Annotated in this window: 36 protein-coding genes; 1 reads left to right on the top strand and 35 read right to left on the bottom strand. The window is 59.8% G+C overall.

The genetic code is table 11. The features are described from left to right. Nucleotides 1-48 precede the first annotated feature (48 nt). The 7 genes from ACKTSJ_RS02890 to bioB all read right to left on the bottom strand — a co-directional run bounded on the left by ACKTSJ_RS02890 (nucleotide 49) and on the right by bioB (nucleotide 6077). Complete coding sequence (locus tag ACKTSJ_RS02890) at nucleotides 49-639, bottom strand: SCO family protein (RefSeq protein WP_407897216.1); 591 nt, start codon at nucleotides 637-639, stop codon at nucleotides 49-51. Further along, nucleotides 626-1408, bottom strand: coding sequence for a sulfite exporter TauE/SafE family protein (locus ACKTSJ_RS02885; protein ID WP_407897214.1), 783 nt, complete (start codon nucleotides 1406-1408; stop codon nucleotides 626-628). The genes ACKTSJ_RS02890 and ACKTSJ_RS02885 overlap by 14 nt, the downstream gene beginning before the upstream one ends. Continuing rightward, a complete protein-coding gene (gene bioD / locus ACKTSJ_RS02880) occupies nucleotides 1401-2081 on the bottom strand; it encodes a dethiobiotin synthase (protein WP_407897212.1) in 681 nt (226 codons plus the stop codon). Before bioD ends, ACKTSJ_RS02885 begins: the two co-directional genes overlap by 8 nt. Next, nucleotides 2078-2947 carry a malonyl-ACP O-methyltransferase BioC gene (gene bioC / locus ACKTSJ_RS02875; RefSeq protein WP_407897210.1) on the bottom strand — a complete coding sequence of 290 codons (870 nt, stop codon included), beginning with the start codon at nucleotides 2945-2947 and terminating at the stop codon, nucleotides 2078-2080. The genes bioD and bioC overlap by 4 nt, the downstream gene beginning before the upstream one ends. A 1-nt stretch (nucleotide 2948) precedes the next feature. After that, on the bottom strand, nucleotides 2949-3743 hold the full coding sequence (bioH, locus tag ACKTSJ_RS02870; protein ID WP_407897208.1) for a pimeloyl-ACP methyl ester esterase BioH: 795 nt from the start codon (nucleotides 3741-3743) through the stop codon (nucleotides 2949-2951). Between the two features lie 11 nt (nucleotides 3744-3754). After that, a complete protein-coding gene (gene bioF / locus ACKTSJ_RS02865; RefSeq protein WP_407897206.1) occupies nucleotides 3755-4972 on the bottom strand; it encodes an 8-amino-7-oxononanoate synthase in 1218 nt (405 codons plus the stop codon). Between the two features lie 106 nt (nucleotides 4973-5078). Beyond that, the gene (bioB, locus tag ACKTSJ_RS02860) at nucleotides 5079-6077 is read right to left on the bottom strand and encodes a biotin synthase BioB (protein ID WP_407897204.1); all 999 of its coding nucleotides are present in this window, start codon (nucleotides 6075-6077) and stop codon (nucleotides 5079-5081) included. A 68-nt stretch (nucleotides 6078-6145) separates the two neighbouring features. Between bioB and ACKTSJ_RS02855 the strand changes: the two genes are divergently transcribed. Next, complete coding sequence (locus ACKTSJ_RS02855; RefSeq protein WP_407897202.1) at nucleotides 6146-6883, top strand: ComF family protein; 738 nt, start codon at nucleotides 6146-6148, stop codon at nucleotides 6881-6883. Between the two features lie 30 nt (nucleotides 6884-6913). On the opposite strand, the gene ACKTSJ_RS02850 is transcribed toward ACKTSJ_RS02855, so the two are convergent. From ACKTSJ_RS02850 to ACKTSJ_RS02715, 28 genes are all read right to left on the bottom strand, one after another. Next, nucleotides 6914-7981, bottom strand: a complete 1068-nt coding sequence (locus ACKTSJ_RS02850; RefSeq protein WP_407897200.1) for a tetratricopeptide repeat protein — start codon at nucleotides 7979-7981, stop codon at nucleotides 6914-6916. Beyond that, on the bottom strand, nucleotides 7978-8934 hold the full coding sequence (locus tag ACKTSJ_RS02845; protein WP_407897198.1) for an ExeA family protein: 957 nt from the start codon (nucleotides 8932-8934) through the stop codon (nucleotides 7978-7980). Before ACKTSJ_RS02845 ends, ACKTSJ_RS02850 begins: the two co-directional genes overlap by 4 nt. Nucleotides 8935-8936: 2 nt before the next feature. Next, complete coding sequence (locus ACKTSJ_RS02840) at nucleotides 8937-10607, bottom strand: secretin N-terminal domain-containing protein (RefSeq protein ID WP_407897196.1); 1671 nt, start codon at nucleotides 10605-10607, stop codon at nucleotides 8937-8939. Continuing rightward, a complete protein-coding gene (locus tag ACKTSJ_RS02835) occupies nucleotides 10604-11137 on the bottom strand; it encodes a hypothetical protein (protein ID WP_407897194.1) in 534 nt (177 codons plus the stop codon). Before ACKTSJ_RS02835 ends, ACKTSJ_RS02840 begins: the two co-directional genes overlap by 4 nt. Beyond that, a complete protein-coding gene (locus ACKTSJ_RS02830; protein WP_407897192.1) occupies nucleotides 11122-11790 on the bottom strand; it encodes an agglutinin biogenesis protein in 669 nt (222 codons plus the stop codon). Before ACKTSJ_RS02830 ends, ACKTSJ_RS02835 begins: the two co-directional genes overlap by 16 nt. Then, on the bottom strand, nucleotides 11790-12413 hold the full coding sequence (locus ACKTSJ_RS02825; protein ID WP_407897190.1) for a fimbrial assembly protein: 624 nt from the start codon (nucleotides 12411-12413) through the stop codon (nucleotides 11790-11792). Before ACKTSJ_RS02825 ends, ACKTSJ_RS02830 begins: the two co-directional genes overlap by 1 nt. Continuing rightward, nucleotides 12410-13366, bottom strand: coding sequence for an agglutinin biogenesis protein MshI (locus ACKTSJ_RS02820; RefSeq protein WP_407897188.1), 957 nt, complete (start codon nucleotides 13364-13366; stop codon nucleotides 12410-12412). The genes ACKTSJ_RS02825 and ACKTSJ_RS02820 overlap by 4 nt, the downstream gene beginning before the upstream one ends. Nucleotides 13367-13538: 172 nt before the next feature. Further along, entirely contained in the window at nucleotides 13539-15554 is a 2016-nt protein-coding gene (locus ACKTSJ_RS02815; RefSeq protein ID WP_407897186.1) for a DUF6701 domain-containing protein, read from the bottom strand. 267 nt (nucleotides 15555-15821) lie between these two features. Then, nucleotides 15822-16832 carry a hypothetical protein gene (locus ACKTSJ_RS02810; RefSeq protein ID WP_407897184.1) on the bottom strand — a complete coding sequence of 337 codons (1011 nt, stop codon included), beginning with the start codon at nucleotides 16830-16832 and terminating at the stop codon, nucleotides 15822-15824. A 293-nt stretch (nucleotides 16833-17125) separates the two neighbouring features. Then, nucleotides 17126-17584, bottom strand: a complete 459-nt coding sequence (locus ACKTSJ_RS02805; protein ID WP_407897182.1) for a type II toxin-antitoxin system VapC family toxin — start codon at nucleotides 17582-17584, stop codon at nucleotides 17126-17128. After that, entirely contained in the window at nucleotides 17584-17850 is a 267-nt protein-coding gene (locus ACKTSJ_RS02800) for a hypothetical protein (RefSeq protein ID WP_407897180.1), read from the bottom strand. The genes ACKTSJ_RS02805 and ACKTSJ_RS02800 overlap by 1 nt, the downstream gene beginning before the upstream one ends. Nucleotides 17851-18045: 195 nt before the next feature. Beyond that, complete coding sequence (locus ACKTSJ_RS02795) at nucleotides 18046-18432, bottom strand: type II toxin-antitoxin system VapC family toxin (RefSeq protein ID WP_407897178.1); 387 nt, start codon at nucleotides 18430-18432, stop codon at nucleotides 18046-18048. Then, nucleotides 18429-18677 carry a type II toxin-antitoxin system Phd/YefM family antitoxin gene (locus tag ACKTSJ_RS02790; protein WP_407897176.1) on the bottom strand — a complete coding sequence of 83 codons (249 nt, stop codon included), beginning with the start codon at nucleotides 18675-18677 and terminating at the stop codon, nucleotides 18429-18431. The genes ACKTSJ_RS02795 and ACKTSJ_RS02790 overlap by 4 nt, the downstream gene beginning before the upstream one ends. Nucleotides 18678-18876: 199 nt before the next feature. Continuing rightward, the gene (locus tag ACKTSJ_RS02785) at nucleotides 18877-19119 is read right to left on the bottom strand and encodes a type II toxin-antitoxin system VapB family antitoxin (protein WP_407897174.1); all 243 of its coding nucleotides are present in this window, start codon (nucleotides 19117-19119) and stop codon (nucleotides 18877-18879) included. A 229-nt stretch (nucleotides 19120-19348) separates the two neighbouring features. Then, nucleotides 19349-19768 (bottom strand): hypothetical protein, encoded by a 420-nt coding sequence (locus tag ACKTSJ_RS02780; protein ID WP_407897172.1) that lies wholly within the window; start codon nucleotides 19766-19768, stop codon nucleotides 19349-19351. After that, a complete protein-coding gene (locus ACKTSJ_RS02775; RefSeq protein WP_407897170.1) occupies nucleotides 19765-20649 on the bottom strand; it encodes a type II secretion system protein J in 885 nt (294 codons plus the stop codon). Before ACKTSJ_RS02775 ends, ACKTSJ_RS02780 begins: the two co-directional genes overlap by 4 nt. After that, nucleotides 20649-21155: a hypothetical protein gene (locus ACKTSJ_RS02770; protein WP_407897169.1), complete on the bottom strand. Its 507-nt coding sequence runs from the start codon at nucleotides 21153-21155 to the stop codon at nucleotides 20649-20651. The genes ACKTSJ_RS02775 and ACKTSJ_RS02770 overlap by 1 nt, the downstream gene beginning before the upstream one ends. Then, nucleotides 21152-21523, bottom strand: a complete 372-nt coding sequence (locus tag ACKTSJ_RS02765) for an ORF6N domain-containing protein (protein ID WP_407897167.1) — start codon at nucleotides 21521-21523, stop codon at nucleotides 21152-21154. Before ACKTSJ_RS02765 ends, ACKTSJ_RS02770 begins: the two co-directional genes overlap by 4 nt. Continuing rightward, nucleotides 21409-21687: an ORF6N domain-containing protein gene (locus ACKTSJ_RS02760; RefSeq protein WP_407897165.1), complete on the bottom strand. Its 279-nt coding sequence runs from the start codon at nucleotides 21685-21687 to the stop codon at nucleotides 21409-21411. Before ACKTSJ_RS02760 ends, ACKTSJ_RS02765 begins: the two co-directional genes overlap by 115 nt. Beyond that, entirely contained in the window at nucleotides 21684-21899 is a 216-nt protein-coding gene (locus ACKTSJ_RS02755; RefSeq protein ID WP_407897163.1) for a hypothetical protein, read from the bottom strand. Before ACKTSJ_RS02755 ends, ACKTSJ_RS02760 begins: the two co-directional genes overlap by 4 nt. Next, nucleotides 21896-22384 (bottom strand): hypothetical protein, encoded by a 489-nt coding sequence (locus ACKTSJ_RS02750; protein WP_407897161.1) that lies wholly within the window; start codon nucleotides 22382-22384, stop codon nucleotides 21896-21898. Before ACKTSJ_RS02750 ends, ACKTSJ_RS02755 begins: the two co-directional genes overlap by 4 nt. 15 nt (nucleotides 22385-22399) lie before the next feature. Continuing rightward, a complete protein-coding gene (locus tag ACKTSJ_RS02745; RefSeq protein WP_407897159.1) occupies nucleotides 22400-22903 on the bottom strand; it encodes a Tfp pilus assembly protein FimT/FimU in 504 nt (167 codons plus the stop codon). Further along, complete coding sequence (locus ACKTSJ_RS02740) at nucleotides 22887-23300, bottom strand: hypothetical protein (protein WP_407897157.1); 414 nt, start codon at nucleotides 23298-23300, stop codon at nucleotides 22887-22889. The genes ACKTSJ_RS02745 and ACKTSJ_RS02740 overlap by 17 nt, the downstream gene beginning before the upstream one ends. Before the next feature lie 53 nt (nucleotides 23301-23353). After that, nucleotides 23354-23656, bottom strand: a complete 303-nt coding sequence (locus ACKTSJ_RS02735; RefSeq protein ID WP_407897155.1) for a hypothetical protein — start codon at nucleotides 23654-23656, stop codon at nucleotides 23354-23356. 179 nt (nucleotides 23657-23835) lie between these two features. Further along, nucleotides 23836-24216: a type II secretion system protein gene (locus tag ACKTSJ_RS02730; RefSeq protein WP_407897153.1), complete on the bottom strand. Its 381-nt coding sequence runs from the start codon at nucleotides 24214-24216 to the stop codon at nucleotides 23836-23838. Between the two features lie 186 nt (nucleotides 24217-24402). After that, entirely contained in the window at nucleotides 24403-25026 is a 624-nt protein-coding gene (locus ACKTSJ_RS02725) for a hypothetical protein (protein WP_407897152.1), read from the bottom strand. Between the two features lie 4 nt (nucleotides 25027-25030). Further along, complete coding sequence (locus ACKTSJ_RS02720; protein ID WP_407897151.1) at nucleotides 25031-25678, bottom strand: prepilin-type N-terminal cleavage/methylation domain-containing protein; 648 nt, start codon at nucleotides 25676-25678, stop codon at nucleotides 25031-25033. Further along, on the bottom strand, nucleotides 25675-26916 hold the full coding sequence (locus ACKTSJ_RS02715; protein WP_407897149.1) for a type II secretion system F family protein: 1242 nt from the start codon (nucleotides 26914-26916) through the stop codon (nucleotides 25675-25677). The genes ACKTSJ_RS02720 and ACKTSJ_RS02715 overlap by 4 nt, the downstream gene beginning before the upstream one ends.

Here is a 26916-nt window from a genome sequence, read left to right as displayed (position 1 = left end):
ACCGCTTCCCCGCGCCTCTGGCAGGATCGAAAAGTGTGTCCAGCACACTCATTGCATCGCCAATAACAGTTTAATATCCTGCGCCAGCCATTCCGGCTGTTGCGCGAACGGGGACAACAGCACTTTGCGGCCGGAAGGCGAGATCAGGAAGGTGCCCGCCGAGTGATCGACGGTATAGCTGCCACTCTTGGTCGGCTGTTTCTGGTACAGGATATTGAATGCGCGCGCGGCCTCGGCCGTCGCCTGCGCGTCCCCGGACAGGCCGACGAAAGCGGGATGGAACGCCGGCGGATACTGCGCCAGCAACTCGCGCGTGTCGCGCTCCGGATCGACCGTGACGAACAGCACCTGCACCCGGTCCGCATCCGCCCCGAGCAGGCGCATCACCTGCGCCATATCCGCCAGGGTGGTGGGGCACACATCCGGGCAATGCACATAACCGAAGAACAGCGCCACCACCTTGCCGCGGTAATCCGCCAGACTGCGCGCCTGGCCCTGCGCATCGAACAGATGGAAATCGGCCCCGGCATACTGCGCGGTCACGTCGCTCGCCTTGAAGGGCGAGGGCAGCCTGGGTTCGCCGCAGGCGACGAGCATCATCGCCATCAACATCGCCCACCCGAAATTACGCAGCAACATGACAGGCCTCCGTCCATCCGTACACATAAAAGGTATAGCCGACCTTGACCAACCCATAGACGCCGAATCCGATCACCAGCAACCCCGCTGTCAGCCGCACGCGCGGCGACTGTGCCCAGCCGCGGAGGCTTTCCCAGAACAGACCGATGGCCAAGAGATTGGGCAGGGTGCCCAGCCCGAACGCCGCCATGATCAGCGCACCCTGCCCGGCACTTCCGGAAGCCAGCGCGGTGATGAGCACGCTATACACCAGGCCGCACGGCAGCCAGCCCCACAGCAGGCCCAGCCCCAGCGCGCGCGGCACGGTGTTCACCGGCAACAGCCGGGTCGTGTAAGGCTGCAGGTGTTTCCACAAGCCACTGCCCAACCGCTCCAGCCGCCGCACCGCGCCCCACACGCCGGCCAGATACAGGCCGAGCAGGATCAACATGGCACTCGACAAGGCAAACAGCAGATGCTGCACCGGCACCTCGTCGCGCAGCAACATGCCGGCCTGGCCCAGCGCGCCGACCAGCGCGCCCGCCAGCGCATAACTGGCGATGCGCCCACCGCTGTACGCCAGATGAAAGGGCCAGCGCGCGTACCCCACCAACCCCATCCTCTCCCAAAGGGAGAGCCGGTCGCCCTTTCTCCCCCCGGGGGAAAGTTGGATAGGGGGTTTCGGCACCTGCGACGTGAACACGCCGACGATGCTGCCGCACATGCCGAGGCAATGCACGCCGCTCAACAGGCCGACCATGAATACTGCAATGACACTGAACTCATTCATGCGATGACTCACGTTCCAGTAATTTCACATCCAGGTACCGCGCGGCCGCTGAAGCCTCCGGCGCACGCATCCGGGGGATGATCCCCAGCAGCGGCGCATCGATCCGCTCGCGCAGGGCATCGATATTTTCCTGCAGGGCCGGCATCGTCTCATCCAGCCCGTTTGCCACCCAGCCCGCGCATTCTAGCGGGTACTCGCGGATCGCGCGCAGGGTCAGCAGCGCATGGTTCAGACAGCCGAGGCGCATCCCCACCACCAGAATGACCGGCAAGCCGAATTGCACCGCAAGATCGGCGCCGGTCTGCCGGTCGTTCAACGGCACGCAGAAACCGCCCACCCCTTCCACGATCACCGTGTCCGCTTGTGCCGCCAGCTCGCGGTAAGACGTCATGATGCGACCGAACTCGATCCGCACGCCGGCATGGCGCGCGGCCAGATGCGGCGCGATGGCATGCGCAAAACAGTAGGGATTGATCTGCCCGTAAGCCGCCTGCACATTGCCCGCCGCACGCAGCAGGAGCGCATCCTCGTTGTGGTCGTGTGCGTCGCAGCCCGCCGCCACCGGCTTGAATCCCACGGCGCGTTTGCCCTGTGCGGCAAAGGCACGCAACAAGGCGCAACTGACCAGCGTCTTGCCCGCGCCGGTGTCGGTACCGGTGATGAAATAGCTCATAGTTTGAAATCGGTGCGGATGATGGCGCGGCCGTCCGCAGCGAGTTTCGGCGCCGGTTTCCAGGCATGGCCGTAGATGATCTCGAAGGTCGCGGGCAGCTTGCCGTCGCGGCGCAAAGTTTCGTAGTTGCGCTCGATCTGCGCCCACTTCGCCCGGCCCGTCATGCCGGTCGCGCGGCCCGCCATCGCATTGTGCGCGCCGATGCGTTTCAGATCCTGCATCACGGCGCGCACCTCGTCGTAAGTCAGCGTGAGTTTTTCCATTTCCATCACCGGATCGGCGAACCCGGCCGCCACCAGCATGTCGCCGATGTCGTGCATGTCGGCGAATCGATTGACATGGTTGTAGCCGTCCACGCCGCGAAATGCGGTGCGCAATTCTTGCAGCGTGTCGGGCCCGAACGTGGAGAACATCAGCAAACCTTCGTTCCCGATGATGCGATGCAGCTCGACGAAAGTGGCCGGCAGATCGTTGCACCATTGCAGGGCCAGGTTCGACCACACCATCTCGACGCTGCCCGCCGCGAGCGGCAATGCCTCGACATCGGCGCACAGAAAGCGCTCCCGCTTGCCCGCGAACAGTTTCCGCCACCAGCCCGCGGTGCCGCGCGCCGCCTGCAACATGCCCAGGGCGATATCGAGCGCGACGATTTCGGCCTGCGGATAACGCGTCCCCAGTTGGCGCGTCCCCCAGCCGGTGCCGCTGCCCGCATCCAGCAAGCGCGCCGGGCGCAACTTGATGTAATCCAGTTTTTCCAGCATGCGCTCGCACACTTCGCGCTGCAGCACGGCGGCTGCATCATAGTCGGCTGCGGCGCGACTGAAGGCGCGCCTGACCTGCTTTTTGTCTATTTCGAACTCATTCATTTCATTCACGCAAAAATTGCGCCACAGGCCCGATGAATTTTTCGGCATGCGACAAAAACGGCAGATGTGCCGCATCCCTGATTTCGACCCTGCGCGCCGTCGGTATATTTTCCGCCAGGTAGCGTGATGCCTGCGGCGGCGTGAGCTTGTCCCGCTCTCCCGCGACGACCAGCGTCGGCGAGCTGATCTGCGCCAGTTCACCGCGCAAATCAACCTCACGCAGGATGTCCAGACCGGCACGCAATGCATCCAGTTCAGGCTCGCCGCGTCTGAACAATTTTTCACGCAACTGGCTCAACAACTCCCGCTCGTTCTCGCTGCCGCGCAATTGCAATGCCAGAAAACGGCGCAAGGTCGCCGCGTGATTATTTTCCAGCTCGGCGGCGAATTGCTGCAAGGTTGCAGCGGGCATTCCGCACAACCAGTCTTCGCGTGCGGTGAAACAGGGCGTGCTGGCCACCAGGATCAAACGCTCGATCTTGTGCGGCTCACGCGCCGCCCAGCGCTGGGCGATGAGGCCGCCGAGCGACCAGCCGAGCACGCTGACGGGCTCTGGAAAACGGTCAGACAGTGCGTCCACCATGCAGTCCAATTGCAAGTCCGGCTTTAGCCCGACATCCTGCATCAGTCGGGCCGAGGCCCGACCCACACTGAAGCCATGACCCGGCAAATCGACGTTATGCACTTCGACCTGTTGCGACAGGCGAGCGACCACATCGCCCCAGACACCGCCATGCATGCCCCAGCCATGCAGCATGACCAGCGCCGCACCACAGCCCGACACATCGACATGCATCCCGCTGCCCCTCACCCCCGTTCCCCCTCTCCCGCCGGGCGAGGGGTACGGTCGGTCGCTGCGCGGATTTCTGATTTCCCGGCCAGCGCATGCAATGCCTCAATCAATCGTTGTACATCTCCCTCCGTGTGCGCGGCCGACAGCGTGATGCGCAGGCGCGCGGTCCCTTGCGGCACGGTGGGCGGTCGGATCGCGGCGACCCAGATGCCGCGCTCACGCAGCCCTGCACTCAAAGTGAGCGCCTGCTTGTTATCACCGACCAGCAGCGGCTGGATGGCCGTGTCGGAGGGCATCAGTTGCCAGGGCAGATCGTTCAGCCCTGTGCGCAGCTTCACGATCAATCGTTGCAGGTGCGCACGCAAGGCATCGCCCTGCTCAATGAGCGTCATGCTTTCCAGCAGCGCAACGGCTAGCGCGGGAGGAGATGCCGTGGTGTACACATAGCTGTGCGCGTGATTGACGAGGCTGTCGATCACCACTTGTTCAGCCGCGACGAAGGCCCCGGACACGCCCGCAGCTTTGCCCAAGGTTCCCATCAGGATGAGGCGCGGGGAACCCAAGCCGAAATGGGAGAGCGTGCCGCGCCCGTACTGGCCCAGCACGCCGAATCCGTGCGCATCGTCCACCAGCAGCCAGGCATCGTGCCGCTCGCACAACGCCAGCAACCCGGGCAGCGGTGCGAGATCGCCATCCATGCTGAACACCGCGTCGGTGATCACCAGCTTGCTGCCGCTTTGCTGCTTTGCCAGCAGCGCATCCAGTTGCGCCAAGTCGCCGTGGCGGTAGCGCTGCACCGTTGCGCGTGACAGCAGCATCGCATCGTTGAGCGAAGCGTGGTTCAGTTTGTCGGCGTACACCGTGTCGCCTTTGCCCGCCAGCGCCTGCACCACGCCCAGATTGGCCATGTAGCCGGTGGAGAACAACAGCGCGGCCGGTTTGCCGACGAAAGCGGCGAGACGTTGTTCAAGCTGGTGGTGCGGGGTGAAATGGCCGTTCACCAGATGCGCCGCCCCGGCCCCCACGCCCCATTGCTGCGCCCCCTGTTGCAGGGCAGCAATCAGTTGAGGGTGATTGGCGAGTCCGAGGTAATCGTTGCTGCTGAAGGCGAGATAGGGTTTGCCATCAACGATGATATGCGGCGTCTGCGGCGTCTCCAGGGTGCGGCGCTGGCGCAGCAGGCCCTGTGCGGCGCGTTCGTCCAGTTCAGTTTGTAATTGGGCAGAAGGCAAATTCTCACCACAGAGACACAGAGACACAGAGCAACCCCGTCGCGGATGCGCGCCGCTTCAACAAGGTTTTTCTCCGTGCACCCTCTGTGTCTCTGTGCCTCGGTGGTTAATGGTTCTTTTCGGCGAAAGGATACATACCCAGCTTGTCCAGCAGCGCGCGGTCGCGCTCGACCTCGGGGTTGCCGGTGGTCAGCAACTGGTCGCCGTAGAAGATGGAGTTCGCGCCGGCGAGAAAGCACAGCGCCTGCACCGCATCGCTCATCTGCTGCCGCCCGGCGGAGAGGCGCACGCGCGCGTCGGGCATGGTGATGCGGGCCACCGCGATGGTGCGCACGAAATCGAGCGGATCGAGGTCGGCGGTATCCGCCAGCGGCGTGCCTTCCACCTTGACCAGATTGTTGATCGGCACGCTTTCGGGATAGGGCTCCATGTTGGCCAGTTGGGCGATCAGCCCGGCGCGCTGGGTGAGGTTCTCGCCCATGCCGACGATGCCGCCGCTGCACACATGCATCCCGGCTTTGCGCACCCGCTCCAGCGTGTCCAGCCGGTCCTGATAAACGCGCGTGCTGATGATGTCGCCGTAGAACTCGGGCGCGGTGTCCAGGTTGTGGTTGTAATAGTCCAATCCCGCCACGCGCAGCTGTTCGGTCTGTTCATCGTCAAGCATGCCCAGCGTGGCGCAAGTCTCCATGCCCAGCGCGCGCACTGCCTTCACCATCTCCACCACGCTTTGCATATCTTCGGCGGAAGGTTCGCGCCACGCGGCGCCCATGCAGAAGCGATCCGCGCCCGCCGCCTGCGCGGCTTTTGCCGCCTTCACCACCTCATTCACTTCCAGCATCTTCCTGTTTTCCACACCGGCATTGTGAAACGCCGATTGCGGGCAATAGCCGCAGTCCTCGGAACAGCCGCCGGTCTTGATCGACAGCAGGGTGGAGAGCTGCACCGCATTCGGATCGAAGTGCTGGCGGTGGATCTGCTGCGCCTGGAACAGCAGATCGGCGAACGGCAGTTTGAACAAGGCTTCGACCGCAGCCACGCTCCAGCGTTGTGCAGCGGTATCGACGGGGGCGGGACGAATGAATTCGAGGGCCTGGCTTGACATGATGGGATTTTGCTTTCGAGGGTTAAGGCGTTAAATTGCGGCAGGCATGTTCGTCGAAGGGGGCCGTCTTGTCAATTTCGCAAGGTTTCTTGTTGAACAGCCGCGCTTTTATTGCGCGCCATTTGCCGGCGCAACCGTGTCTGCTGTGCGCCGCGATGAGCCATGACGGCCTGTGCTGCGCCGCCTGTCGTGCGGCGTTGCCGCATCTCGGCGCCGCCACCTGTCCGCTGTGCGCCCGTCCGGCACCGGGGGGCGCAGTCTGCGGGCAATGCCTGCAACACCCGCCCGCATTCGACCGCACGATCGCCGCTTTTGCGTACCGCTTCCCCCTCGACCAATTGGTCAAGGCGCTCAAGTTTCACGAGCAGCTGATCGTGGCCGATTTCCTCGCCGATGCTCTGGCGGCGCGGATTGACACCCGCCCCGACGGACTCATCGCCATGCCCCTGCACCCTTTGCGCCTGCGCAACCGGGGTTTCAATCAGTCGCAACTGCTCGCCGCGCGGGTGGCGCAACGGCTCGAATTGCCGCTGCTGTCTGGCTGGGTCGAACGGGTGCGCGACACGCCGCCGCAGTCTTCCCTCCCCTGGGCGGCGCGGCACCGGAACCTGCGCGGCGCATTCGCGGTCACCCGCCTCGCGGAGGTGCGCGGCAAACATCTCGCCATCGTCGATGATGTGATGACCAGCGGCGCATCGCTGAACGCACTGGCAACCGCCCTGAAACAGGCCGGGGCGCGCGAGGTCAGCGCGTGGGTGGTGGCACGGACGCTGTCGCCAACGGAACAAAACCCGGGACCGTTGTAAAAAAAGCGGGGCGAACTGGGGTCCGGCACCTTATTGCGAAGGGGTATCCGGCTTCAATTCTTTCAGTTTCTGCTGCACGAACGCGCCCAATTCGGGCGACAGCGTCTGCGTGGCCAGCGCCTGCCGATAAGCGAGCTGCGCATCCTCTATTCGAGCCGCCGCCTGCAGCGAAATGCCGTAACCCATCAGCCAGATGCCGTTGCGCGGTTGCATGCGCAGCGCCAGCTGATAATGGTTCACCGCCTCCTTGTGCCGTTGCTGGCGTTGCAACAGGGCGGCATAGAAAGCCTGATAGTCCGCATTGTCGTCCGCCTGCGCCAGATAGGCTTGCAACGTCTCCACCGCCCGCGGCAACGCGTCTTGTTCGATCTGCATGCGCGCCAGCGCCATGGCAAAGTCCAGCCGCAGCGGTTTCAACTGCAAGCCCGCTTGCAGCACCCGTTCCGCCGCCGCCGCCTGGCCGTTGTCGAGCAACAGTGCGGCCAGCGCGAAGCGCGCCTGTTCGTGCCCCTCGTTCGTTTTCAGGGCGGCCTCGAACGCCGCCAGCGCTTCCGGCGTTTGTCCCGCCTGCCGCGCCTGCAAGCCTTTGCGATATTCCGCGTCCGCGCGCTGTGTCGGGCTGATTTTTTTCAGCGGCAGCGCGCGCTCGCTGCGCATCACAGGCGGCCGGGATGCGATGGTGGCAGCCGGTTCCCCCGTCCCCTCGTCCGCCGCAATGCCCGCCACCAGCGGCTTTCTTGCCGGGGACGGTTCGTCTGCCGTGCGCAGGGAATCCGGTAAAGGCAACAGGCTCAATTCATAACTGAGTTTCGACGCAGGCTGGGCGAGTGCAGCGCTCACTTCGCTGGGTGACGCCACGGTATCCACCTGACTCGGTGCGACGCTGCCGCTCACTTCAACCTCGGCCTGCCGCTCCTGTCTGTCCGGCAGCCGCGAGAGCGTCAGCGCCACGATCCCGGCGAGCAAGACCGCGAACAGCGCCCATTTGATCCAGCGCTGTTCTTTCCGCCGCGGCACCGCGCGAATCAGGGTCTGATCCGGCGCGGTATGCGCACCGCGCTGCTCCAGCTCGTTCAACACCTGATTGATCAGGCTCATAGCAAGTATCCCAGCGCCAGTACGCTGGCCGCGATCGCGAGCAACGCGCCGGACAGCGCCCAGGGCAACCAGTCGCGGCGGACCTCCGGCGTATCGGCGGCGGCTTCGGAGACATGCTTGCTGCCAACCACCTGACGGCCCTCGGCAAACGCCAGCATCAGCGCCTTGTGTGCCACGATATTGACCAGGCGCGGCGTGCCGCCGGTAACGCGGTGCATCTTGCCTACCGCCGCATGCGCAAACAGGGTGTCGCCGACATAACCGGCCACCGCCGCGCGGTGGCGCAGATAGCGCTCCAGCTCGTCGCGGCGCAGGCCCTTCAGTTCGTACTGGAAACTGATGCGCTGGCGCAACTGGCGGATCGAGTTGTGGCGCAGGCGCTCGTCCAGTTCCGGCTGTCCGAATAGCACCACCTGCAACAGCTTGCGCTTCTCGGTTTCCAGATTGGTCAGCAGGCGCAGCACCTCGAGACTTTCCAGCGGCATCGCCTGCGCCTCGTCCAGACACACCAATACCCGTTTGCCCTCGCGCGCGAAATTGAGCAAGGTGCGCGTCAACTCCTTCAGCAGCAGGTGCTGATCGATATTCGGGTCGAGTTGGATGCGGAATTCGTCGGCCAGCGCCAGCAACAGGCTGCGTGGTTCAAGGTAGGGATTGGGCAAATACGCGGTGACGAAGCGTGTTGCATTTTTGGCATCAGTCGCGCCCTCATCCTGGGTGCCGATAGGGGTGGTGGCCTGCCGGCCCTGATTCAGCGTGGCGAGAAACTTCCGGCACAGCAGCGTCTTGCCGTTGCCGACCTCGCCGGTGATCTTGATGAAGCCCTCGCCGTTGCGCGCCGCCACCAGCAGGGTGTTCAGACCTTCCTGGTAAGTGCTGCAGGCAAAGAAGAAACTGGTGTCCGGCGTCAGTGAAAACGGGGGTTCGCGCAGTCCGAAATGCCGCAGATACATTGTTAGCGTGTCATCGCTTTGATGCGGTCGCGGCTGCGCGTGATATCGTCCGCCCAGTCCTGGTCGCTGTTGATGATGGTCGGCTTGATCAGGATCACCAGCTCGCGCTTCTGCGTGCTTTTGCTGGTCTGGCCGAAGATCGTCTTGGGCAGGCCTGGCAAGCCGGACTGGTCGTCGAAAGTCGCCTGGCGCATCAGCCCGCCAATCGCCACGATCTGTCCGTCTTTTGCCCGCACAATGCTGTCGGTTTCGGATACCGAGCTGGAAGCGAGCGGCAGGTTCAGGGTGCCGCCGACCCCGCCCACATCCACGCTCTTGTTAACCGTGCTGACCAGACTGACCGAGGGATGCACATGCAGAATGATCTCGCCGTTCTGGTCGATGCGCGGCGTCACGTCCAGCGCGATGCCGGAGAAGAACGGTTGCAGCGTCACCGAGGGCGTACTGGTGGTCGAGGTGCCGGTGGTGGTGGTATTGGTCACGTTGGTCACGAAAAATTCGTCCGTACCTACCTTCAGTACCGCCTTCTGGTTGTTCAGCGTGGCGATGCGCGGGCTGGACAGCACATGCACATCGCCCTGCGTTTCGAGGAAATTCAGCAGCGCGGCAAAGTTGCTGGTCTGGAACGCCATGCCGAACAGACCGGCGGCGACATTGCTCACCAGATTGCTGCCGGGATTCGAGCCGAACTTGGGCGAGGTGGTGGCGGCGGCGGCAAAGTCCACCATGGTGGCACCCGCCGCCAGCGGCCCGGCATTCTGCAGCACCGTGCCCGCACCGAGATTGCCGACGGAGAAGCCGCTGTTCGGGCCGCGGCCAAACACGGCCCAATTCACTCCGGACTGGAACGATTCGTTCAACTGCACCTCGACGATCTTGGCTTCCAGGATCACCTGCCGCTCGATCGAAAGTTGCGAGGCCTTGAGATAGGCCGCGACATCCTTCATCTCGTCCGCCGTGGCACGCACCACGATCACCCCGGACATCGGGCTGATGATCACGCTGCGCCCTTTTTCCGTGCCGACAATGGCGGTCAGCGACTTGCTCAATTCCTCCCAGAAATCGGCATTGCTGGTCGTGCTCACCTTGCTGCTGTCCAGCCCGGTCGTGTTGCTGGACGAGCTGGTTGAAACACCGTTCGCGCCGGTCGAAGTGTGCGGGGAGTCCGACACCGAACCCGAGCTGACGCGCAGGCTGGATTTGCCCTCGCGCTGGCCGGTCAGATAGTTCACCTGGAAGATGCGGGTCTGCAAACCCAACGGCTGGATGTAGATGCGCGTGCCATCGACCTTGTATTCGTAGCCGTACATCTCGCGGATGGCTTCCAGCGCATCGAACACCGTCACGTCCTTCAGGTTAAGCGAGATGTTGCCGTCGATGTCCGGATGCAGCAGCATGCTGTAGCGCGTGCCGGACACGATGGCCATGAACACTTGCTGCGCCGGCGTGTTGTTCACCGCCAGATCGAATTTTGCCTCCGCCGAGGCGGCATCCACCGGTGCTGCTTGTGGCAGCGGCGGCAGCAAGGCCTCGTTGATCTGCTCCTGGGTCTGGGCCGAAGCCACGGCCGCATCAAGTTCGCTATCGATCTGGCTCTTCACCGAAGAATGCGACCCGCCCGTGGCACAGCCGCCAATCGTGAACAGACACAGCACGATGAACATCCGTTTCATTTCATACTCCCATTTTTGCTTTCGTCACAGCCACAGCTGGTGGCTTTCCGTGTGGCCGGCTTGATTTTTTTGCGGTTGGTTTTTTGGGCCTTGGCCCCGCTGGCTACATGCGCGGCCCCGTCATTCGCCGCGCTGCGCGCCGCCTTGCGGATCACCGGCAAACCATTGCGCCCGGTACAAGCCAGTTGCGTCTTCGACAGGTGCACGGTCGGGTACAAGTGCATCACCTGACGTCCCTGCGCTCCCATCAGCACCACGCAAGTCTCGTTCACCACGGTCAGCGTGGCCTCGCCGTATTTCTGTCCGACTTCGACTTCCGTGCCGTTGATGATCGCCGCCTCGCGTTTGCCGGAAAGGATCACCGATTGCAATCCTGCCGGCGCCGGCGGCGGCGTTACGGCGGCGCCATTTTCCAGGCTTGGCATCAGCTCGACGGCCGGCCGGGTCGGATCGGGCAAGTCTTCCGCGACCGCGCCGGCACTGCATAGCGCCCCCAGCAGGAATACCAGCCTTCTCAAATCTGCAGCCATTGTTTATCCAGACTCAAGGTATAAAGCGTCAGCGTCAATTCCGCGTTGGGGTACTTCGCCACCTGCATATTCGCCATGCCCCAGAACATCTGGGTCGGCAGGTTTTCGAGGGCGCGCAAATACTGCAACAGATCGGCATAACTGCCGCGCACCGTGATCTGCACGCCGTGTTTGAAGATCTGTTTTTCCGCCGCGGCCGCATGCTGTGCCGCATCCCCCTCCGGCTCGATGAACAGGGAAGCCGGCAGCGTTTCCAGCGCCAGCAATTGCAGGCGCGCATTCCGGCTTAAGACCTGTTCCAGCAGAACGGCCATTTTCTCCGGCGGCACCAGCTTGTCCTGGGTCTCTTTCAGATAGGCATCGCCCTGGGAAAGCTGTTCGCGCAACTGCGCGATGCGCGCGCGCTGCGGCGCGTCCTTGTCGCTCTGCTTGGCTTGCAACAGCGCGACCAACTGCGCCTGCAGTTCCTTCATTTTTTCCTGCTGCTGCACCACTTGGGACGACAGGCGCTTTTGCTGCACCAGCAAGGGATCAAGGAACAAGGCATTGATCAGCGAAATCAAAACGAACGCGGCGGCGGCAAAAATCAGCGCACGCTCGCGCAGCGACATCGCTTCGACCTTGCCCACCAGCTGTTCCCAGCGTTCGCGCATCATTTCGCCGTCCCCGCGCCCACCACCGAATGCAGGCTGAATTCAACGTAGGAAGTCACGGCCTTGCCGTCCACCAGCGGCTGTTTCATTTGCAGGCTCTCGAAAGTCTTGCCGCGCATCACCGCCTCGCGCCCCATGCGCTGGATGTAGGTCGGCAGCAATTGCGGGTTGGTCACCGCGCCCTGCAAACTGATTTGCGCGCCATCCCCGTTGATATTGAAACCGGTCAGCCACAAGCCCCGCAACGATTGGCGCGCGAAGGCGATCAGATATTCCGAATAGCCTTGCGTATTGCCGATTGCGCCGCTCTTCAGGGTTTGCAGAATCGCTTCCTGCACTTGCGCCTGGGCTTCGAGGCTGCTCAATTCGGCGTTGAGTTCCTGTTGCGCGCGTTGTGGCGAAAATTCGTTGGCGTAATTGACCAGGCGTTTTTGCTCCGACTCGTAGCGCTTGGTCATCTCCGTTGTTTGCCTGGCCAACTCCCGCACCTGATACCAGGCGTAGCCGTAGAACAGCAGCGAGCCGAGCACGATCAGGCCCAAAGCCTGCAACATCGTCACGGCAGAGAAATATTTCTTCTGCTTGAGGAAGATCGGGTTGAACAGATTGATCTGCTGGCTCATAGCGTCTTCTTCTCCTGCCGCAGCACCGCCCCTATCGCATGCAAGGCGTCGCTCGCGTACTCGCTGTCGTCCAGTTCCGGCACTCCGATGATATCCATGCCCTGTGCCAGATCGAGCGCCTCGGCGGGCAATCCCGGATTGTCGCCGAGCAGCTCGACCAGCCCCAGTTCGCGGGGAGCGGAAACCAGCAGGCGATTGATCGAAATCTGGTGGAACTGGCGATCGAAATAATCCAGCGACCGCTGCACTTCGAGTTCGACGCGGTCACGATACTGCTGGCGCAGTGTTTCGTCGGCATCCGACAATTGCCCGATCGAAATATCGATGCGCCGCGCGAGGAGCAATTCGCCGCCGCTGGTGATGGTCAGCAAGCCGCCTTCATCGTTAAAGGCCAACAAGGCCAGGCCCCGCCCTTCGGTTTCATACAGCGCGGCGACATTGCGTTGCGCGGTCTCCGGAATATCGATCACGCTCAAATCGATCCTGGCCTTCTCGAGCAGGGAGATGCGCTTGCGGATGGTTTCATTCGAGGCCGCCACGGCATACAGGGACTGCGGGCGCTCGCTGCCGTACTTGCCGGCCGGAATCTGCAATACATCGATGGTCGCATCATCCACGTGGTAATTGAGCGAATCCTTGATCTTCCAGCGGATCGCCGTCTTCAACTCATCCACCGGCACATTCGGCGCCTCCACCATCAGCAGTTGGTATTCGTTCGCGCCCAGCAACGTGGTAAAGCGCGCATTTTCGAGCTGCGCTTCCTTGCGTATTCTCTCCAATGCAGCGGAATTCACCTCGGTCGCAGGATAGAACGCACAGCGCGTCACTTGCGGGCGCACGCCGACATATTTCGCCTGGGCGACATATACCCCTTTGCCGGAAAGGACAAGCGACGTCCAGCCGGCTTCGCGGCTGCCTCGTCGAAATAAAGATAAAAACTGTGGCAGTTCCATAATTCGCGTGAAGGTAAAGGACTAACCCATTGCTGTCAATGACTCTTTTGGCCTTGCGTGTCCTGTTTTGGGCGTTTTCAGGGGCGGATTCAATTCTGAAGTGCAACTTTTGTAAGTGAATTTAGGTGGCGAGCTGCGATAACAGTCCGACCCACAAAACTGACCGGTGCGTTCAATACACTTCGCGCAGGTAGATGAATTCGTTGTTGCCCTTGTATACGCCGAAGGTGGCGCGCGCGGCCTTGCTGGGATTGACAGCCGCGCCGTTACTGCCCGCCAGCAGATAATTCGGGGCAGTGATGCTCACATCCACGCTGCCCGTTCCGCCGCCGGTCGGCTTCGACAGCTTGAACGACAGAATACCCGCGATAGTCTGGCCACTTGCCGGTGTCGGCGTGGTCGTCCATGCACAGCCGGTTTTGCACTGGTAATTGGACAGGCCGAGTGTCAGGCTGGTTACGCTGTCGGTAAGGCTGGTCAGCCAGTTTGTGCCGTCGTGGTACTGCACCGTCGCGCTCATCGGCAGGTCAAGCAACTCGGAGCCATGTGCATTGCCGATCTTCACGCGCCCGCTCACAACCTTGACGCCGCCCTCGACCGAACTTGAGGGTATCGCTCGCAACGAAGTCACAACTGTATTCACTGAGTCAACCGCACGCACAAAGATATTGGTCGGTGCAGTAGGCGATGCAGAGAATGTATAAGTAGGCGTAGCCATCGTGCCGACACCCGCGCTGAATGCGGCGGCAACAACCGTATTGTTCGCCAGCGCACCGGGGCCCGGATTTTGCGTCGTCGTGCTACCCAATGCATCCCATACGGACAGTGTCACATTGTTTGATAAGCCAAATGCACCGTGATAATTGGTCGTTGTGCCACCTGCCAAATTTCTTGCAATAACCTGCACGCTGAACGGCTGGCCGGAATAGATGAACCCGTTGTACAAAGTCGGACACGTCAACCCGGTGGGGCAAGGCATAGGTACGGTCGCCGTCGCAACCACTGCCGTATCGAAATGATCCGGAATGAAACTTCCTACATTACCGCTCGTTCCCGTAGCAGTCAGCGCGGAGCCCAAGTAGCTGCCACTGGTCAAGTTTGCCGTCAGGGTAATTATGCCAACCTCTCCCCAGCTCAGGTTGTTCGCCGTTGCCGCGCCATTCACAAACGTACCGCCAGAAATGGTGTTGTTGGCTATCGCCGGATTAGTTCCTCCTCCCGGTGACACCAGATTTGAAGACAGCGTGACACCTTCCGCCGCTGACTCCTTGCCAAAGTTGGGCGTAGCATTGCCCGCATTGTTCTTCGCCGTGACGGTGGCATTAAAGTTTGTTCCGGCCTTGATCGGTGCCGCCGTAATCGCGCTGAAGGCGAATGAGGCAGGTGCCGCGATGAAGGAACCACTACCCGTCATCACCAGCCCCGCATCCCCCGTGCCGGCACTGCCGGTATAGGTCGCATTCAGCGTCATCTGGCCGACATCGGCGTATTGCAGCGAGGGCTTGGCGATGCCGCTGGGATCGAAGGTCAGGCTGACGTTGGCACCACCCGCGCCACACGCCGCAGTTGCATTGTTTGCCGCATTCAAGGCCGTGCCAGCCACGCGCACTGCCTGTGTGCCGCTGGCCGGATTGGTGTAAGCACATTTCAGGTTCACCGTCTTGGTGCCCGTCATGCCGGGCGCACACACCAGCGGATTGCCGGGAGCGGCTTTCACGGCCTGGATGGTCAGGGTGGAAACGCTTTCTGCCAGATGGTTGGGGGCGGACACCAGCAAGGCCGAATTTGCCGACGTGAAGGTACACGTGCCCCACGAGCAACTCGTGGCGGCAACAGGTGCGGGCGTGCTGGTCGCATCCAGCGTCACGCTGCCCACCGTCGTTACCTGAATGTTCTTGGCCACGGTGCTGCTGCCCGCTGGAATCGTGAAGGCATTGCCGCCGCCAAAGTTCACCGTCGAGGTACCGGCTGCGCTCAAGGTGCCGGAAATGCCCGCCGTATAAGGCGCGCAGGGAATCGCATTATCCGCACAGGCTTTAATCGTTAGCGTGGAAGGGGTGCAGGTCACGCCCTGACCATCGGCATGCTGGATCTCGAAATGGTGAGGCCCCGCGCACGAACTCATCGCAGTCAATGCGGAAGCCACTGCCGCCGTGTAATTGAACGTGACATTGCTCTTGATGTTCAACAATCCTGCCGTAAACACTCCGCCCGTAATTGTCGTTCCTTGATGGACATCGATCGCCTTATTGCCTGCAGCACCAGCGTAAACAGGCTGCACGACAAAACCGGTCAGCAGCGTGTTATTCCCGATCTCGAAATAAGTTACGCCAGAATACAAAAGGATCTGCAGGTTCGCTGGATTGCCACCATTATTGACACTGCTGCCATCCCATATGCCCGATGATCCGCCATATAAAGCGGTGTCGTTCTTCGCATTGGTCGTGACAAATATTCACACCAAACCATTTCCCGACAATGTGATAGTGCCGCCAGGAGGAGAAGTATTACTGTTACCGACAGTCAGTTTATTCACGTAGTAATCGCCGGGGGCGAGTTGTGCCGTGGCACCTGGCGCGACATACAGCTCATTGATAAAGTAATTGCCCCCCGTGAATGCACGCGTACCGGTTGTAACGCGCACATCACCATATGACCCTGCCGCCAATCCACCAGCACCAACCGTCGTAATAACCGTTGACGTTGGAATAGGCGATGGCGGCGCAGTTAATGCGGCACCTGCCGAACTCCAAGCGGTCGTTGTGCCTGGATTCAAAATCGAATTACCCGTCCCGGTCACTGCCACACCATTCACATTGGTACCCGCACCGACAGCAGTTGTTCCACCTGATGCGACCACATTGCCCCCAGCAGGCATGGGAGGTAAAAGTGAATTACAAGCTGCCCCGCCACCGCCGCCCCCCGTTGCACAACTATTTTGTACAACGCCTGTAGTCTGATTGGTAATCGTGTAATTGGTCGGGCAAGTTGATACGATTTGCCCTGCGGTTAAATTAGTCGTGCCCGTAATGGTGATGTTACCTGCCAGCGTTAATTGCGTACCCGCCGCCAGTGTTAAGTTTGCAAATGTCGTGTTACCAGTGATGGTTTGGTTAGTGCCCGTCAGTGCAACGGTACTCCCCGCAGGTGCGGTAAATGTGCCGTTGTTGGTGAGGTTGCCACTAAAGCTGATGGTGTTGCCCGATTTAATCGCCAGGATACCGCCGGTGTTCACCGTGATATTGGCGACATTCAGCGTATTGGCATCGGCGAGGATATTGGTGCCATTGGCAATAATCACCGTCGCACCCGCAGGCGGCTGTGTGCCACCGCAATTCGTCCAAGCCGCCGACTTATTCCAGTCTGTTTGTTTTGTCGCAACGCTGGTACAAGTGATTGCCGCAGCACTTCCTGCCATCATCAAACTCACTAACGCCAACCCAACTACGCTTATTTTCTTTAACATCACGCGCTCCATCAAATTGCACAACATCCGAGTAACCAAAAGCCTCGCCACCCACATTTCCACCCGGCATCTAATAAAAACGGGGCGGATTCTAACTGCTCAACTGCATTTACCCAACTCTCTTGCGCATTACCTGGTCAATTTTGTTGTCACATTACTTGCCCAGCTTCACGCTGATCACCCGCTGCACGTAAAGTATCAATGGGGTCACCCATTGATTCTTCATTTTCCGTCCCCTTCGATATCAGCGGTAAAGCCAATGGGGCGTTTCTTCGGTGCCGGCGGGACGGCGCTCATGCAGCCATCAGGCGGGTCGACCCAGGCCATTGCGCACCTATCCATTTGTCATGGCACCGTCTGAGAAAGCACATTGATCGCCATTTTTCCCGCCACCTTATTGAGGCGATCATCGTTGGCCCAAAATTCATCGCAGCCATGCTGTTGAGCTGTAGCAAGTGCAATGCGTCCGGAGTTTTAAGTCCGTGCCGTGTGCGTAGCTGTAAAGCCCGCTCAAAGGTGCTGTCGTCGATGCGAAGCCAATTTTGAGCAGCAAGAAACTCCTCGTAATCTGCCGCCAATATATCGGACGATTCCCGCAATGGCTTGATCAGGACTTCCATACGCACCAAGGGCGAAACGCACAGAACTGCATCTCCGTTCTGAGACAAAAAGCGCCGCACTTTTTCACTAAAGGGTGCGACGTTTTCCATCAGATAAATAACGACGCAAGCATCAAGATAAACACGCCGCATTAGCGATTACCCCAATCGTTGCGTAGCTCGCTAATGCGCTGTTGCACTTCATCAGAAAGCGCAGCAGGGCGCTGTGCAAAGCGCGGGGAAGCAAGCAGCTCCAGCGCTTTTGCCGCGCTACCGTCCCCAGCGATTGAAGTGCGTAAACCCTTATTCGGGGCTGGCAACAGCGTTAAGTAGGCACGCCCGGCAGGAATAAAAGTGAGTGGCTCGAGCGGATGTATGTGTCCACTAGGATCAATTTCGACTTCGATGGTTTGCAGCATATTCAATCTCCTTCGTTAGTGTAGTGCTGCACTCTTAACGATACTTATTGCGAACCTTTGTGGGTCGGACTTCAGTCCGACATGTCGGGTTAAAACCCGACCCACAAGGGCTTCCCGCACCTTGGCATAAGTTCCAGATAGCGTGCAACACTACATTAGCTTGTTAAGAAAAAACGGGGGCACGGTTTCTGGTATTCATACCTTCCGCACTCCTTCACCGTACTTCGCCACCGCCTTATCTACTGTCAGCAGCAACAAACTTTCCACGCGCGCTTGCGCGACAAGGATGCGGTCGAAAGGGTCTTTATGCAGTTGCGGCAGATCGTTCACGGCGACGGTGTGCTCGCTGGTGACAGGCAGTTCGCGGTATCCGCTGACCAGCAGCATGCGCCACAAACGACGCGGATCAACTTTGAAGTCTGGACGATCAAGACTGTTTTTGATGGCCACTTCCCACAGGCTTGCCGCACTGAACATGAGTTGATTGGCGGGATCGAGCAGCAAGGCGCGGGCTTTTGCCGAGAGCCGCTCCGGCTCACTGGCTGCCCACAGCAACAGGTGCGTGTCGAGCAGCAGGTTCAAGCGGCTTTGCCTTCAAACATGCCCGCGATCCCGTCGTCACTCATCTGATCGAAATCATCCGGGACGGAGAACTCCCCTGCCATGAAGCCCAATCGGCTGACGGTTCCCGTTTCTGTTTTACCCAACGGGATCACTTTGACCATGGGCTTGCCCGCCTTGGCAATGATGAACGCCTCCCCCTGCGCAGCCTGCTCGACCAAGCGGGATAGTTGGGTTTTGGCATCATGGATATTGACTGTAAGCATGGCGACCTCTCGATAAACTAACGGCGGTTAGTCTACAACAAAGATTGCGGCGGCAATACTGCCATTCTGGCGTAGCGTGTGTTGTTGAAAAAAATCGAAAAATCGGGGATAAACTGTTTTCCACAAGCCAGAACACCATTCATTTTCCGCTCCCTTCGATATCACCTGTCCTGTGTTCAGAAGTCTCGTCAATTCCGCATCACCGTGCCGCAGATGGTCTATCCAGACCGACGTATCCACCAGAATCATGCCGGTTCAGACTGGCGCCGTGGAACATATCAAGCAAAGGCTCCGAGCCGCCAAGCAATGCCAGCCGTTTGGCGCTCTCGCGCTGGATCAATGCCTTAAGCGCTTCACGAACCAAGGCGGTCTTTTCCATTGGGCCGGTAAACGCTTGAGCTTTCTCAATCAAATCGTCATCAAGTGCAAGTGTGGTACGCATGAGCATTATCTCCAGTAATGACGCGCACTTTGTAACATCGAATGATGCCGCAATCAACGCATGACAGGGCTCATTGCCGCATCGAACAACACTCAATCAAGTTAGCAGGTGCGCGGTGCAGCCCGGGCCAATTGAACGCGGCCAAACAACACAAAACCAGGAATCATCAAACGCGCGGGTTTCATCGCCAACCCAACCCTTTACTTTGCCCGCAATAGGCCGGGACAGTTTACTTGCCCATCTTCACGCTGATCACCCGCTGCACGAAACCGGGATCGCCCGGTGCGCCCGCCGTTTGCGCCGTGGCGGTCACGTTGTATATCCAGATGGTGGATGCACCTTCGGGATATGAAGAAGGCACGCAATTCACCGTGACAGTGAATGGAGACAGCGTGCCGCCCAAAGGGTCCAAAGTTTTATTCAATACACATCCTTGCCACTGGATGCCCGGACTCATCTGGGTCACGTAATAGGCCGCCCATTCGATACCGGCCCGCGCCGCCTGGTAGGCGCGCGAACCCATCACGTCCATCGCCGAGCTTTGGTGTTGCGAAGTGGAGAACGACACCATCGCGATGCCGAGGAAAGACAACACCACCAGCAGAAAGATGGCGGTGATGATGCTGAAACCGTGTTGAAGTTTTTTCATGGCGCGTTGTTTACATGAATTTCGTTGTACAGGCTGACGCTTTCGTTGCTGCTGGTCAGCGTAAGGCGCACTGCCACCAAGCCGAAGCGCTGGTTGGCAACGGCATAATCGATGGTGCAATCGCTCACCTTGTCGGCGAGGGTAGCCTTGGTAACGCCCAAAGTATGGGTAAAACCATAGTTCCAATAACGCACAAGCAGCCCGGTTCCATTACCGCCGACCGTCCCCAGGTTTTCGCACGCATATGTCACCGCCTGTTGCGCTCCATCCACCACATCGAAGCGTTGCGACGGCAACTCCGCCCATACCGGCAATACAGGTGCGGCAAAAGTAATCGTCGCATTGCCATTGGTCATTTGTGTAACTTTGCGCAGAATGCCCGCTACCGTTTCGTCATACGGCGGCACGCCGTCGGACTGTGTACTACCGACAACGATGTAATCGGTGTTGGCAACAATTGGAATCCCAGTGCCAACGATGTCGAATTTGGTAGTTCCTCCAGCACCGAAAATCAAGACATTATTGTTGCCCCCGCTATCTGCGCGGTAGCGACCGCCATCCTTGGTCGGCAGAAACTCGATATAAGTCAAATTTTGACCTTGAGGTCGCACGCTGTTCGGTACCGCCGTGCGCACGTCGCGCGCCATGCGGCGCAAGGCCGTATCCGCGATGTCGGTGAGCTCGGCGCGGCGCGCGCTATCCACATAGCCTTGCACCGGCGCCTTGATGAAGATCGCCACGATGCCGGCGATGATGCCGGTGATGACGATGACGACGATCATTTCGACCAGGGTGAAGCCTCTGGATTTTTGTGGGTCGGGCTTCAGCCCGACATGTCGGGCTGAAGCCCGACCCACATTTCCATTTTTGTTCTTTCTCATCAGTATTTCGTCCTGTACCCGTCGATCGCAATGGCCGTTCCCTGCGGATCGGTCACGGTCACGGTGATGCGCACGGCGCTGCCCGCCGCGATACCGCCCAACGCTTCCGGCACGATGGCCACGCTGGCACTATAGTTGGCCAAGCCCGAAATAGCCGCGCCACTTAAATCGTAAATCCCTGTCGCAGGCCCGCCGTTGGGAAATCCATTGTAATCACTGACGACGTGATATTCGGAAGCACGGTTCGCCTGTGTCACCGCATTGGTCACGCCTGACGCCGCAATAAAATCCTGCAACTCGATTTCTTCCAGCAGCGATTCCGCCACCGCCATCGCCTGCTTGTGCAGCAACGGATCGGCGCTGTGCGCCGTCACCTGGTTCATCACCAGCAGGATGCCGGTCAGGGCGATGCTGATGATGACGATGAAGATGATCAGCTCGATCAGGCTGATGCCGTGCTGAACGAGACGCTTCACCTCTGCCGCTGATGGCAATTTGCCACTCATGCCTTGCTCCCTTTTATTTTTGCGGTAAAGCCAATCGGGCGGCTCTTGCCCACAGGCTGCTTCATCAATTCGCGAATTCCGTTCATCAACCCAATGATTGCTTGATCGTGGCCGGATACTTTACGCCCCAATTCCAATAGCTTCGCTGCCAACTCTTTGTTCGTGGAGAGCCTCTCGCGCAGTTGCACGAAGGTGCGCACCACCAACAAGCTAACTTCCACAGCACGGTCTGATTTCAGCACATTGCCCAACATCAACGCGCCATGTTCCGTGAAGGCATAAGGCAAAGTCCGTGAAAATTTGAGCTTGGCGAGGTGGTCACAATTTGTGACCACCTCGATTTTTTCTTCTTGTGTAAGCTGAAACATAAAACCGCAGGGAATCGTTCCAGATTCCGATGCACTGCCTGATTCAATGCTTTGGTCGGCACGCCATACAGCTCCGCCAAGTCGGCATCGACCATCACCTTTTTCCCGCGCAATACCAAAATACGCTGCGCGACTGACTCAATGGCGATGATCTCATTCGTCATGGCTTCACTTTCACGATTGGCTCGATCAGGCTGATGCCGCGCTGCTTGCCATTTTGTGCCACGCGCTCGCCTCGATCTTGCTTGAACATCTCTCGAACACGCGGCTCGGCGCGCTTGAGCAATTCCGGGTTCTGCGCGCAGGCCATCAAAAGAAATTCGCGCCCCGCCTCGATCTCTTGTAGCAGTTGGAAATTTTGTTCGGCTGTTCTCATTGTTGCGCCTGAATCTTCCTCAACTCTTCAATATCAATCAAATCCTTGCTGCGCCCCGTGCCCGACTTCATCTCGATCAGGTGCGCAATGGAGGCCACCGGAACATCGAGCGAACCCACCTTCACCATCGTAGCATCCCGCCGCAATTGGGCAAAAGGCACCGCCGGCTTGACCAGCACATCCAGCGTCAAAGCCCTGGCCTCGCTGGTACGCAGACTGAACGCCAGCATTCCCTTCTCCCGATGCCACTGCTCGATCAACTCGGGCTGTGCCAGTGACTCCAGCGGGACAGGGATTCCAGGGCGCATCCCGGCGCTCTTGGCAGCCGCGATAAATCGTTGCAGATTCGCCTCATCCATCGCCAGCACCACGTCCACATCCAGCGTGACCCGCTGATACCCCTGCAAGGCCACCGCCAGCCCCCCCACCAGCACGAAATCCACTTCCGCTTTCGCCAGCAGCTTGAGCAGGTCGAACATGGTCATGCAAGATGCCCCGACTTAATGCACATAGCCCGTCTCGGCTTCAATAGTGATCGTAGTTGTGCCATTGATGGTAACGGTTGCCGGTGTCGCTGGAGTCGTCAGTTGCCCCAACGCATTGAAGGTGTAATTTCCCGCGCCGGTCAGCGCCGATTTCACGGTGCAAGTGAGATTTGTTCCCGTCAGCGTCGTAGTGCAATTCGGATTGGCACCCTGCGCCAACGTCACGGTGACGGGGGTATGTTGCGCGATTGCTGTCTTCTGCGCGAAACGCAACAGGGATTTCACCTGGTCGGCGCTACCCCTGTCCTCGAACTCGCTGACGGTGAAAAAGCGCGGCAAAACCGCCACCGCCAGAATGCCGACGATGACCATCACGGTGATCAGCTCCACCAGGGTGAAGCCGCGGGTTTTATTAAGCCGCTCGATATCGCAGGAGCCCGCTTGCTGGCGATGAGATTGCGCCAGCAAGCTGGCTCCTGCGACAAACTCTTCGCCCGATGGATTATTTTGTGGGGTCATAACGCGCCGCGAATTGTTTAACGTGCCTCAATATCTCAACCAGCCTGTCTGCTGCTGAAAGCGCCCGGTTCAGAATCGCCGCTTGCAGTTCGCTATCCTCCGGGTAATCGTGCGCAAAAGCATTGCGCATTTCACGCAACTCCAGCCATTCGTCCACCGAAGGCAAAGCGCCAATCTTTTCCAACCGATTCAGCTTGTCCAGATAAGCCTCCAGATCGCCTTGCTCCTTGGTCAACTCCAGCACCATCGGCAACAGCTTCGAACCCATTGCATCCTGCAGCTTGGCGAAACGGCCGACAAACTGATCGAGGATCGCCACTTGGTCGTCGTCCAACCCGCGCAACCGCTCAGCGTTCAGCGGCAAAACGGCTTGAAGCGAGCGCTTCGCCCACAACATGCGTCGCTCATGCGTCTCGCATTGCGCCAGTACCAAAGAAAATAGACTGGGGATCACAATCTCACCCCGTGCTGTTTGGCTATTTCATAGATCGGCAACACTTCTCCACCCTCACGCTGCAACACCAGATCGATCTTGCCATCCCCGATACGGCGCTTGAGCTGCGCCAGAAAAGCAAAGCGCGCCCGCACCAACTGATCGGCATCGCGCATACCGGACCTCACATACAAATCCACATCACCGCCTTTTGCGGCATCGTCCACCCGCGAACCGAACAGCCACACTTCGGCCTGGGCACCGAAAAAATGTTCGGTCTCCTGCTTGATGGCGGCAATTTGTTCGGTGCTTAAACGCATGTCTGTTAAACCCCGGAAGGTATGCACTTTGGCAACGGCTCGGCAGTATAGCAAAACGCCTCCCTGCCCAACAAAGAACAAGGGAGGCCGAAGCCTCCCTTGTTGCATTGCCTGTGCCACCCCTCGATGGGCTGAGGGCAAGGAGTGGCCAGATTTAATTCGAGTCTGACCCCATTTACCTACAGAGCTGTTACACCATGAACCACTACATTTTGAGTAGCGCCACCATTTGTTTGAGTAAGGAGACAGGTATTAGGGCCAGCAGCCAACGCTACAGCAGTAGTTGTAAATCCAGATGGGAACTGACCGCCTTCCATGATAGCTGCAATGCCAGTCGTACAAGTCAGGCCAGTTGTAGTAACTCCCTTACCTGCTATTTGAGACAAAGCGCTATTCATTGCATCCGCTGCTGTAATGCCGCCCACCACGCCATTCAGTGCGGCAGTCCTGGCATCAGTGGACAAGTCAACAAACCTCGGCAAAGCAGTCGCTGCCAAAATCCCCAGAATCACGATCACCACGATCAGTTCGATCAATGTAAAACCTTGTTGTTTCTTCATTTCACTCTCCTAGAGTCGATGGGGCCGCGGCCCCGTTAGTTTTCCAAAACGCCGGTTTCTGTCCCGGCCGCAGCCAAGCGTTCCACCAGCGGGCGCTAATGTAGTGCAGAAAACTCAACGGTGGCAAGCTTTTATTGCGCGAAACGGATCCGGCGGTCGCCCGTTTGCGACGAACGGTCTGGCCGCTCAGGCGCCGCGCGCGAGCGAGTAGGCCAGGAGCACCAGGGTGTACAGCCCGCCCAGCAACAGGAAAAGTCCGGCCTGGCGCGCATGGCGTTCGACATAGCGATCCAGGGTGTCGCGCGGGATTTCCAGCGGTTTGAGCGCGCGCCGCAGGGACAGCCACTGATTGGCGCTCGCTTCAAACCCGCGCAGCAGACTGGGGCGGAACAGCAAGCACAGCGCGACGAATGCGGCGCACAGCGCGCCCAGCAAGGCGCTCAACACCAGCGCATCCAGCAAACCGGCGAGCATGGAGGGATAGTAATGGTAGTGCCGCGCCAACCCCGCGAGGGTCTCCGTCCGGTCCAGTTTTACGCTGAAGAAATACAGCACGAACAGAGCGCCGAGCAGGATCGCCGCACCCGTCCAGTGCCGGTGGCGATACAACCAGGGGTCGAGTGAAAAATTGCTTTCCAGGGTTTTGTCCAGGGTGCGGGTCGAGACCCAGCGGTTGAGCGGCGCGCTCAATGCGTTGAAAGCGCCGGGCCGGAACACCAGCAATGCCCCGACCAGGATGCCGGCCACGCCGCCCAGCGCCAGAAAGATAAGCGCGGATTGCAGCAGCCAGTCCTGGATGAGCGGGTGCACGGGATCAATCCAGCCAGCGGTAAGGTTCGGTGGGTTCGAACAGGGTGCTGACCAGCTCCTTGCCCGATTCGGGCCGGCCGAGCGCGGCATCGTAGCCGAGCCGCACGTGGAACCGGATCCATTTATTGCCATCCCGTCCGGGGATGAAATGGTCGGCCTGATTCAGCACATAGATCAGGTCGCGCGACTTGAGGTCGAACATCCAGTTGCCGGGCGCGACCGTGCGCGGGCTGGGATCGTAGTATTCGCCCTTGTAGTTGGGCGGCAGTTTTTGCAGCCAGGTCATGGGATTGTCGGTCGCCAGCACGGAAAGATTCTGCTCGGTGGCGGCGGCGCGCGTCTGCAAGGCACCGTAACGCAACACCAGCGCGCTTTGCAGCGCCCCTTCCACCTGCTGCATGGCGGCCTTTTCCGCCTGCTCCTGCACCAGCGGGACGCGCATCAGGAACAAGCCCGCCAGCACCACGATGATGATGATGACCACGATGAACTCGATCAGGGTGAAGCCCTGTGGGTCGGGTTTGAGCGTGTGCTGTTGGGGCTTTAGCCCCTTACAGCCACGGCCTACCCCTTGCGGGTGCAACCCGACGGGATTGGCAGATGATCTGCCGCTTCGTCGGACTGAAGTCCGACCCACGTTTAGATTTGTCATCTGTGCAACGCCGCTTTGCCCAAGTCCCACATCGGCAGGAAGATGCCGAGCGCCAGCACCAGCACCAGCGCGCCGAGGGCGACGATCATGATGGGTTCGATCTGCGCGGAGAGGGTCTTGATCTCGTATTCGACTTCGCGCTCGTACATGCCCGCGACTTCGAACATCAGGCCGTCCAGGTCACCGGTCTCTTCGCCCACCGCAATCATCTGCATCACGGTCGGGTTGAACACGCCGGTGGCATGGGCGGTGCGCAGGATGGATTCGCCGCGCTCGACGCCGTCGCGCATCTGCTCGATCTTGCTGCGCATGTATTCGTTGTCCACCACCATGCCCACGGTATTGAGCGCCTGCACGATGGGGATGCCGCTCTTGAACGACAGCGCCAGGCTGCGCGCGAAGCGGGCCAGCGTGCCTTTCATGATGATCTTGCCGGCGATGGGCAGTTGCAGCTTGTAGCGATCCCACTTGTAGCGCCCGTCCACCGTGTTGATCCAGGCGCGGAAGGCGACCACCGCGCCAATCAGTCCGGCCAGCAGCAACGGCCAGGACGCGACCATGAAGTTGGAGAATCCCATCAGGATTTTGGTCATCAGCGGCAGTTCGGTATGAAAACCCTCGAACACCTTGGCAAAGGCCGGGATGACGAAGATGTTGACGATGACCAGCGCGATGGCCATGGCGACGACGACGAACATCGGGTAGCGCACGGCGGACTTGATGCGCTCGCGCATGTCCTTCTCGAATTCCAGATGTTCGTACAGGCGCAGAAAGGTCTGGTCCAGCATGCCGGTCATTTCGCCGACCTGCACCATGCTCAAATAGAACGGCGAAAAAATCTTGGGATGGCGGCGCATCGCGGTGGAAAGCTCGCGCCCGCTGTCCAGGCTTTCGCGCAGGTCTTGCAGCATGGCGCTGAAGGTCGGGTTCTGCGAAGATTCCTGCAGTCCGGCCAGCGCGCGCATGATGGGCACGCCCGCCTTGAGCAGGGTGTACATCTGGCGCGAGAACAGCATCAGTTCCAGCGGATCGACGGTCTGTTTCTGCGACAGGCGCTGCCACAGGGTCTGCCCCTGCGCCTTGGTCGTGCTGCTGTTGCGCGAAATCCGGATCTCGGTCGGGGTGATGCCGGTGTTCAGCAAATGGTCGGCGATGACGCCGCTGTCGGCCCCTTCCAGGGTGCCCTGCACCAGCTCGCCGCCGCGGTTGCTTCTGCCCTTGTAGTTGAAAACCGGCAC

The organism is Ferrigenium sp. UT5, from assembly GCF_045866295.1.
Lineage (GTDB): Bacteria > Pseudomonadota > Gammaproteobacteria > Burkholderiales > Gallionellaceae > Sideroxyarcus.
Note: the sequence above shows the minus strand (reverse complement) of the source record. Positions and strands in the feature narration are given on the sequence as shown.